5 protein-coding genes are annotated in these 6,534 nt (G+C 73.7%); all 5 read left to right on the top strand.

What is annotated here, in order from left to right:
• The first annotated feature begins 425 nt into the window (after window positions 1-425).
• The 5 genes from AC07A4_RS36815 (at window position 426) to scpA (ending at window position 6,530) form a co-directional block, all read left to right on the top strand.
• On the top strand, window positions 426-1,235 hold the full coding sequence (locus AC07A4_RS36815) for an SDR family NAD(P)-dependent oxidoreductase (RefSeq protein ID WP_478607640.1): 810 nt from the start codon (window positions 426-428) through the stop codon (window positions 1,233-1,235).
• Window positions 1,232-1,330 (top strand): 50S ribosomal protein bL37, encoded by a 99-nt coding sequence (locus tag AC07A4_RS36810; RefSeq protein ID WP_478607638.1) that lies wholly within the window; start codon window positions 1,232-1,234, stop codon window positions 1,328-1,330. Before AC07A4_RS36815 ends, AC07A4_RS36810 begins: the two co-directional genes overlap by 4 nt.
• Window positions 1,331-1,516: 186 nt before the next feature.
• The gene (locus tag AC07A4_RS36805) at window positions 1,517-2,344 is read left to right on the top strand and encodes a GNAT family N-acetyltransferase (RefSeq protein WP_478607635.1); all 828 of its coding nucleotides are present in this window, start codon (window positions 1,517-1,519) and stop codon (window positions 2,342-2,344) included.
• 107 nt (window positions 2,345-2,451) lie between these two features.
• Window positions 2,452-4,305, top strand: a complete 1,854-nt coding sequence (mutA, locus tag AC07A4_RS36800; RefSeq protein WP_478607632.1) for a methylmalonyl-CoA mutase small subunit — start codon at window positions 2,452-2,454, stop codon at window positions 4,303-4,305.
• Window positions 4,302-6,530: a methylmalonyl-CoA mutase gene (gene scpA / locus AC07A4_RS36795; RefSeq protein ID WP_478607630.1), complete on the top strand. Its 2,229-nt coding sequence runs from the start codon at window positions 4,302-4,304 to the stop codon at window positions 6,528-6,530. Before mutA ends, scpA begins: the two co-directional genes overlap by 4 nt.
• Window positions 6,531-6,534: the final 4 nt, after the last annotated feature.

Below are 6,534 nucleotides of genomic sequence, written 5' to 3'. Positions count from 1 at the left end.
TCTTGGGGCATGTGAGGGTTGGGCTATCTGGCCCACCACACCCCATCCTTCCGCGCTGCCGGCCCCAAAAAGGGGGGGGGGGGGGTGGGGGGGGGGGGGGAGGGGGGGGGGGGCTCCCCCCCCCCCCCCCCCCCCCCCCCCGCCGTCGTATCAGGGCCTCGTCAAGGACCGTCAGCACCGCTTGAAGGCCAGGTCAGAGGCCAGTTAGATGGACATTGTGAACAGCTTCGCGCGACATGACGACCGACCGCCTCATACGGCGGTGCCGGTCTCGCGCCTGTTCTCCTGACGGTGCGCTGACTTCGCACCGTTCCCTCTTCCGCCGTGACCGGCGCCCCTGACGGGCGCGCACGGCCTTTTCGTATCGCATGTCCCAGCCCCCGCCGGGGGCTGCCCCGGCATGCCCCGACACAGGGACTCGACCCATGTCTTCCGCTTCACCCTCCGGACGCACCGCTCTCGTCACCGGCGCCACCTCCGGCATCGGCTACGAGACCGCCCGCCAGCTCGCCGAGCGCGGCGTCACCGTGCTGGTGCACGGCCGCACCGCCGAGGAGGCCCAGGCCGCCGTCGACAAGCTCGTCGCCACCGCGGGCGCGGACGCCGCCCGGCTGCACCCGTTCGGCGCCGACTTCACCCACCTGGAGGAGGTCGAGCTGCTCGCGGGGCGCGTCGTCGCCGAACACCCCCACCTGGACGTCCTGGTGAACAACGCGGGCATCGCGGCCCCCGAGCGGCACACCGTCACCGCCGACGGCAACGAGATCGCCTTCCAGGTGAACTTCCTCGCCCACTTCCTGCTGACCAGCCTGCTCGAGCCCGCCCTCACCAGCGAGCCCGGCGGCCGCGTCGTCAACGTCTCGTCCTCGCTGCACCGCACCGCGTCCATCCAGTGGAGCGACCCCAACCGCGTCCGCCGCTACTCGCGCCTGGCCGCCTACGCCCAGTCGCAGCTCGCGCTCACCGTCTTCGCCGCCGACCCGCGCGTCACCGCCGTGTCCGTGCACCCGGGCGTCTGCGCGACCGCGCTGCTCCCGCTGTACGCGCACGAGGGCGTCTCCGCCGCCGAGGGCGCCACCCACGTGGTGCGCCTGTGCGACCCGGCCGTGGAGATCGTCAACGGCGCGTACTACGACCGCGACGAGCGCGTCGAGCCCGCCGCGGCCGCCACGGAGGACCGCACCGTCAAGCGCCTCAACAAGCTCGCCGGCCTGCTGGTCGGCCACACCTCTTGAAGGGACACCCCCACCCCATGTCCAAGCGCGCCCGCAAGAAGAGAGCCCGTCGCAAGAAGAAGGCCAACCACGGCGGCAAGGCGGGCCAGGGCTGACGCCCTCCGGCCCGCGCGGCGGTGTGGTCCTCCGGTGCCGGAGGACCACACCGCCGACCCATTCGTACGGCCGTACGCGCGGCCGCTCTCGCGGGCGCCGCGGCCGCTGACCGGGGCGCGGCTCCCCTCGTTGTCCCCGCCGACGCCCCACCCACCGCCCGCACCGCTCCCCCGGAGGACCCTCCCGTGATCCCGCTCGCGCCGCGCCGCCTCCCCGACCTCGCCGGCCTCTCAACGTGGTTTACCGCCCGCGCCCCCGGCACCGGCGCCCTGCCCGAACACGCCCTGGCGCACGGCGTCGGGCAGTGGTGGGCCGACCGCGCCGAAGCGCCGCGCGCCCTCGCGGTGGCCTGCGCCGGGCACGTCCTGCTGCGCGGCGACCCGGCCGCGGTGACGCCCGGCGGGCTCGCGCCGTTCGCCGCCAGCCACGTCGAGGCCCCGCTGCGCTTCCTTCCCGTGCTCGACGCCGCGTTCACGCGCCTGGTGCCCGCCGAACGCATGGTGTACGTCCACCGCGAGGCCGCGGCCGCCACCCGGGCGCCCAGGGGCGTGCGGGTGCGGCGCGTGACCGGCGACGACACGGCGGCCCTTGCCGCGCTGTGGGCCGATTCCTCCTGGATCCTGGACAGTTGGGGCGGCCCCCAGGGACTCGCCGCCTCCGGGCACGCCGTGGCCGCCTTCGACCGCGGCGGCCGCGTCCTCTCCGTCGCCTGCTCCTACTTCGCGGGCGCCGCCTACGAGGACGTGGCCGTGGCCACCGCGCCCGAGCACCGGCGCCGGGGCCTGGCACACGCCTGCGTGGCCGCGCTCACCGCCGACGTCGCCGCCCGCGGCCGCACCGCGAGCTGGTCCTGCGCCCGCGACAACCGCCCCAGCCGCCTCCTCGCATGGACGACCGGATTCCGGCTCGAACGCGAGTACACACGGTTCGCCACGGGTGCTCCACTACCCTCTCCGACACCGGTCGCCCCACCCCTCACCGCCCCCGCTCCACCCCTCTTCTCCCGTTTGTGACGTGCGGCAATAGCGGTCCCCCCGTCCGAGTTCAAGACTCCTCCAAGGAGTGCAAGGTCACAGCCGAGCCCCGGCACGAGGGGGGCGTTCCGGCCTAGCATCGAGCCATGACGGTCCTGCCTGACGACGGGCTTTCGCTGGCCGCCGATTTCCCTGATGCGACCCATGAGCAGTGGCAGCGCCTGGTGGAAGGCGTACTGCGCAAGTCGGGCAAGGACGTATCGGGGGCGGCGGCCGAGAAAGCGCTGTCCACTGTGCTCGAGGACGGGCTCAGCACCCGGCCCCTGTACACCTCCCGTGACGCCGTGGCCGACGTGGGCCATCCGGGTTTCGCTCCGTACGTGCGCGGCGGCACCGCCGTGGGCGGCGCCGCGACTGGCTGGGACGTGCGCCAGCGGCACACCACGAGCGACCCCGAACGCACCAACGCCGCCGTGCTCACCGACCTGGAGAACGGCGTCACCTCGCTGTGGCTGACCCTCGGCCCGGACGCCCTGCCCGTCTCCGGCCTGGAGAAGGCCCTCGACGGCGTGTATCTGGACCTGGCGCCGGTGGCCCTCGACGCGGGCGCCGACTACGCGCCCGCGGCCCACCGCTTCCTGGAGCTCGTCGACGCGGCGGGCGTCGCCAAGGGCGCCGTGCGCGGCAACCTGGGCGCCGACCCGCTCGGGTACGAGGCGCGCACCGGCGCGGAGTTGAGCGCGGACGCCGCCGTGGAGCTCGCCCGGCGCTGCGGGCACGAGGGCGGCGGGCTTCGCGCCCTGGTCGTGGACGCGCTGCCGTACCACGATGCGGGCGGCTCGGCCGCGCAGGAGCTCGGCGCCTCCCTCGCCACCGGCGTGGCGTATCTGCGGCTCCTCAACGACGCCGGGCTCTCCCTCCAAGAGGCCTGCGCGCAGCTGGAGTTCCGGTACGCGGCCACCGCCGACCAGTTCCTGACCATCGCCAAGCTCCGCGCGGCGCGGCGCCTTTGGGCGCGCGTGGCCGAGGCCTGCGGCGACGCGGGGGCGGGCGCCCAGCGCCAGCACGCGGTCACGTCCTCGGTGATGATGACCCGCCGCGACCCGTGGGTGAACATGCTCCGCACGACGGTGGCCTGCCTGGCCGCCGGCGTGGGCGGCGCGGACGCGGTCACGGTGCTGCCGTTCGACGACGCCCTCGGCCAGCCCGACGCGTTCGCGCGCCGCATCGCCCGCAACACCTCGACGATCCTCCTGGAGGAGTCGCACCTGGCGCGGGTCATCGACCCGGCGGGCGGCTCCTGGTACGTGGAGCGGCTCACCGCCGAACTGGCCGCCGCGGCCTGGGCGTTCTTCCAGGAGATCGAGGGCGCGGGCGGCCAGGCGGCGGCGCTGCGCTCCGGACTCCTCGGCGAGCGCCTCGCCGCGACCTGGGCCGAGCGCGGGAAGAAGCTCGCCAAGCGCCGCGAGCCCATCACCGGCATCAGCGAGTTCCCGCACCTGGCGGAGAAGCCGGTGGAGCGCGAGCCCGCGCCGACAGGACCGACGGGCGGCCTGCCGCGCGTGCGCCGCGACGAGGCGTACGAGGCCCTGCGCACCCGCTCCGACGCCCATCTGGCGGCCACGGGCGCCCGGCCCAAGGTGTTCCTCGCGGCGCTCGGCACGGCCGCCGCGCACACCGCGCGGGCCACGTTCGCCTCGAACCTCTTCCAGGCGGGCGGCATCGAGCCCGTCCACGAGCCGGTGTCGGTGTCCGCCGAGACCGCCGCCGACGCCTTCCGCGCCAGCGGGGCGACGGTCGCCTGCCTCTGCTCCAGCGACGCGCTGTACGCCGAGGAGGCGGCCCCGGTCGCCGCCGCGCTGAAGGCGGCGGGCGCGCGGCACGTGTTCCTCGCGGGGCGGCCCGGCGAGTTCGGCGACGTCGACGGCTATGTCTTCGCGGGCTGCGACGCCGTGGCCGTGCTGTCCTCCACCCTCGACCTGATGGAAGTGGCGCCGTGACGATCCCCGACTTCTCCGGCATCGGCCTGGAGCCGGGCGGACCGGCCCAGGGCTCCGCCGAGCGGTGGCGCGCCGCCGTCGAGACGGCCACCGGCAAGGACGCGGACGACCTGCTCTGGGAGACCCCGGAGGGCATCGCGGTCAAGCCGCTGTACACCGGCGCGGACACCGAGGGCCTGGACTTCCTGGGCACCTACCCGGGCGTCGCCCCGTATCTGCGCGGCCCGTACCCGACGATGTACGTCAACCAGCCGTGGACGATCCGGCAGTACGCGGGCTTCTCCACGGCCGAGGAGTCCAACGCCTTCTACCGCCGCAACCTCGCGGCCGGGCAGAAGGGCCTCTCGGTCGCCTTCGACCTGCCCACCCACCGCGGCTACGACAGCGACCACCCGCGCGTGACCGGCGACGTCGGCATGGCGGGCGTCGCCATCGACTCGATCTACGACATGCGCCAGCTCTTCGACGGCATCCCGCTGGACAAGATGACCGTGTCGATGACGATGAACGGCGCGGTGCTCCCGGTGCTCGCGCTGTACATCGTCGCCGCCGAGGAGCAGGGCGTACCGCCGGAGAAGCTGGCGGGGACCATTCAGAACGACATCCTCAAAGAGTTCATGGTCCGCAACACCTACATCTATCCGCCCAAGCCGTCCATGCGGATCATCTCCGACATCTTCGCGTACACCTCGCAGAAGATGCCGCGCTACAACTCGATCTCCATCTCCGGCTACCACATCCAGGAGGCCGGTGCGACGGCCGACCTGGAGCTCGCCTACACCCTCGCGGACGGCGTGGAGTACCTGCGGGCGGGCCGCGAGGCGGGCCTGGACGTGGACGCGTTCGCGCCCCGCCTGTCGTTCTTCTGGGCGATCGGCATGAACTTCTTCATGGAGGTCGCCAAGCTCCGCGCGGCGCGCCTGCTGTGGGCGAAGCTGGTCAAGCAGTTCGACCCGCAGAACCCCAAGTCCCTGTCCCTTCGCACCCATTCGCAGACCTCCGGCTGGTCCCTGACCGCGCAGGACGTGTTCAACAACGTCACGCGCACCTGCGTGGAGGCCATGGCGGCCACCCAGGGCCACACCCAGTCGCTGCACACCAACGCCCTGGACGAGGCGCTCGCGCTGCCCACCGACTTCTCGGCGCGCATCGCCCGCAACACCCAGCTGCTGATCCAGCAGGAGTCCGGCACCTGCCGCGTCATCGACCCGTGGGGCGGCAGCGCGTACGTGGAGCGGCTCACCTACGACCTGGCGCGCCGGACCTGGCAGCACATCCAGGAGGTCGAGGCGGCGGGCGGCATGGCGCAGGCCATCGACGCCGGCATCCCCAAGCTCCGCGTGGAGGAGGCCGCGGCCCGCACCCAGGCCCGGATCGACTCCGGCCGCCAGCCCGTGATCGGCGTGAACAAGTACCGCGTCGAGAACGACGAGCAGATCGAGGTGCTCAAGGTCGACAACTCCTCGGTGCGCGCCCAGCAGATCGACAAGCTGCGGCGGCTGCGCGAGGAGCGCGACGACCAGGTCTGCCAGTCGGCGCTCGCCAAGCTGACCGCGGCCGCCGAGCGCGGCTCCGGCACCGGTCTTGAGGGCAATCTGCTGGCGCTCGCCGTGGACGCGGCCCGCGCGAAGGCGACGGTCGGGGAGATCTCGGACGCCCTGGAGAAGGCGTACGGGCGGCACGCGAGCCAGATCCGTACGATCTCCGGTGTGTACCGCACCGAAGCAGGCCCGTCGCCGTCCGTCGCGCGCACCCGCGCCCTGGTGAGGTCCTTCGAGGAGGCCGAGGGGCGCCGTCCGCGCATCCTGGTCGCCAAGATGGGCCAGGACGGCCACGACCGCGGCCAGAAAGTCATCGCCACCGCCTTCGCCGACCTGGGCTTCGACGTCGACGTCGGCCCGCTGTTCCAGACGCCCGGGGAGGTCGCGCGGCAGGCCGTCGAGGCGGACGTGCACATCGTGGGCGTCTCCTCGCTGGCGGCCGGGCACCTGACGCTGGTGCCCGCGCTGCGCGAGGAGCTGGCCGCCGAGGGCCGCGAGGACATCATGATCGTCGTGGGCGGCGTCATTCCGCCCCAGGACGTGCCGACGCTCCTGGAGATGGGCGCGGCGGCCGTGTTCCCGCCGGGCACGGTGATCCCGGACGCGGCGTACGACCTCGTGCGGCGACTCGCCGGGAACCTGGGCCACGAGCTGCCGGACGACAGCTCCGGGAACGAGAGCTGAGCCG

This window comes from Streptomyces sp. NPDC043996 (assembly GCF_056435225.1).
The sequence above is the reverse complement of the archived record's forward strand: the minus strand, read 5'-3'. Positions and strand labels throughout refer to the sequence as shown.

Bases quoted from the DNA above. Each gene is read 5' to 3' on its own strand.
- AC07A4_RS36815 (WP_478607640.1), top strand. From the start codon at position 426: ATGTCTTCCGCTTCACCCTCCGGACGCACCGCTCTCGTCACCGGCGCC.
- mutA (WP_478607632.1), top strand. From the start codon at position 2,452: ATGACGGTCCTGCCTGACGACGGGCTTTCGCTGGCCGCCGATTTCCCT.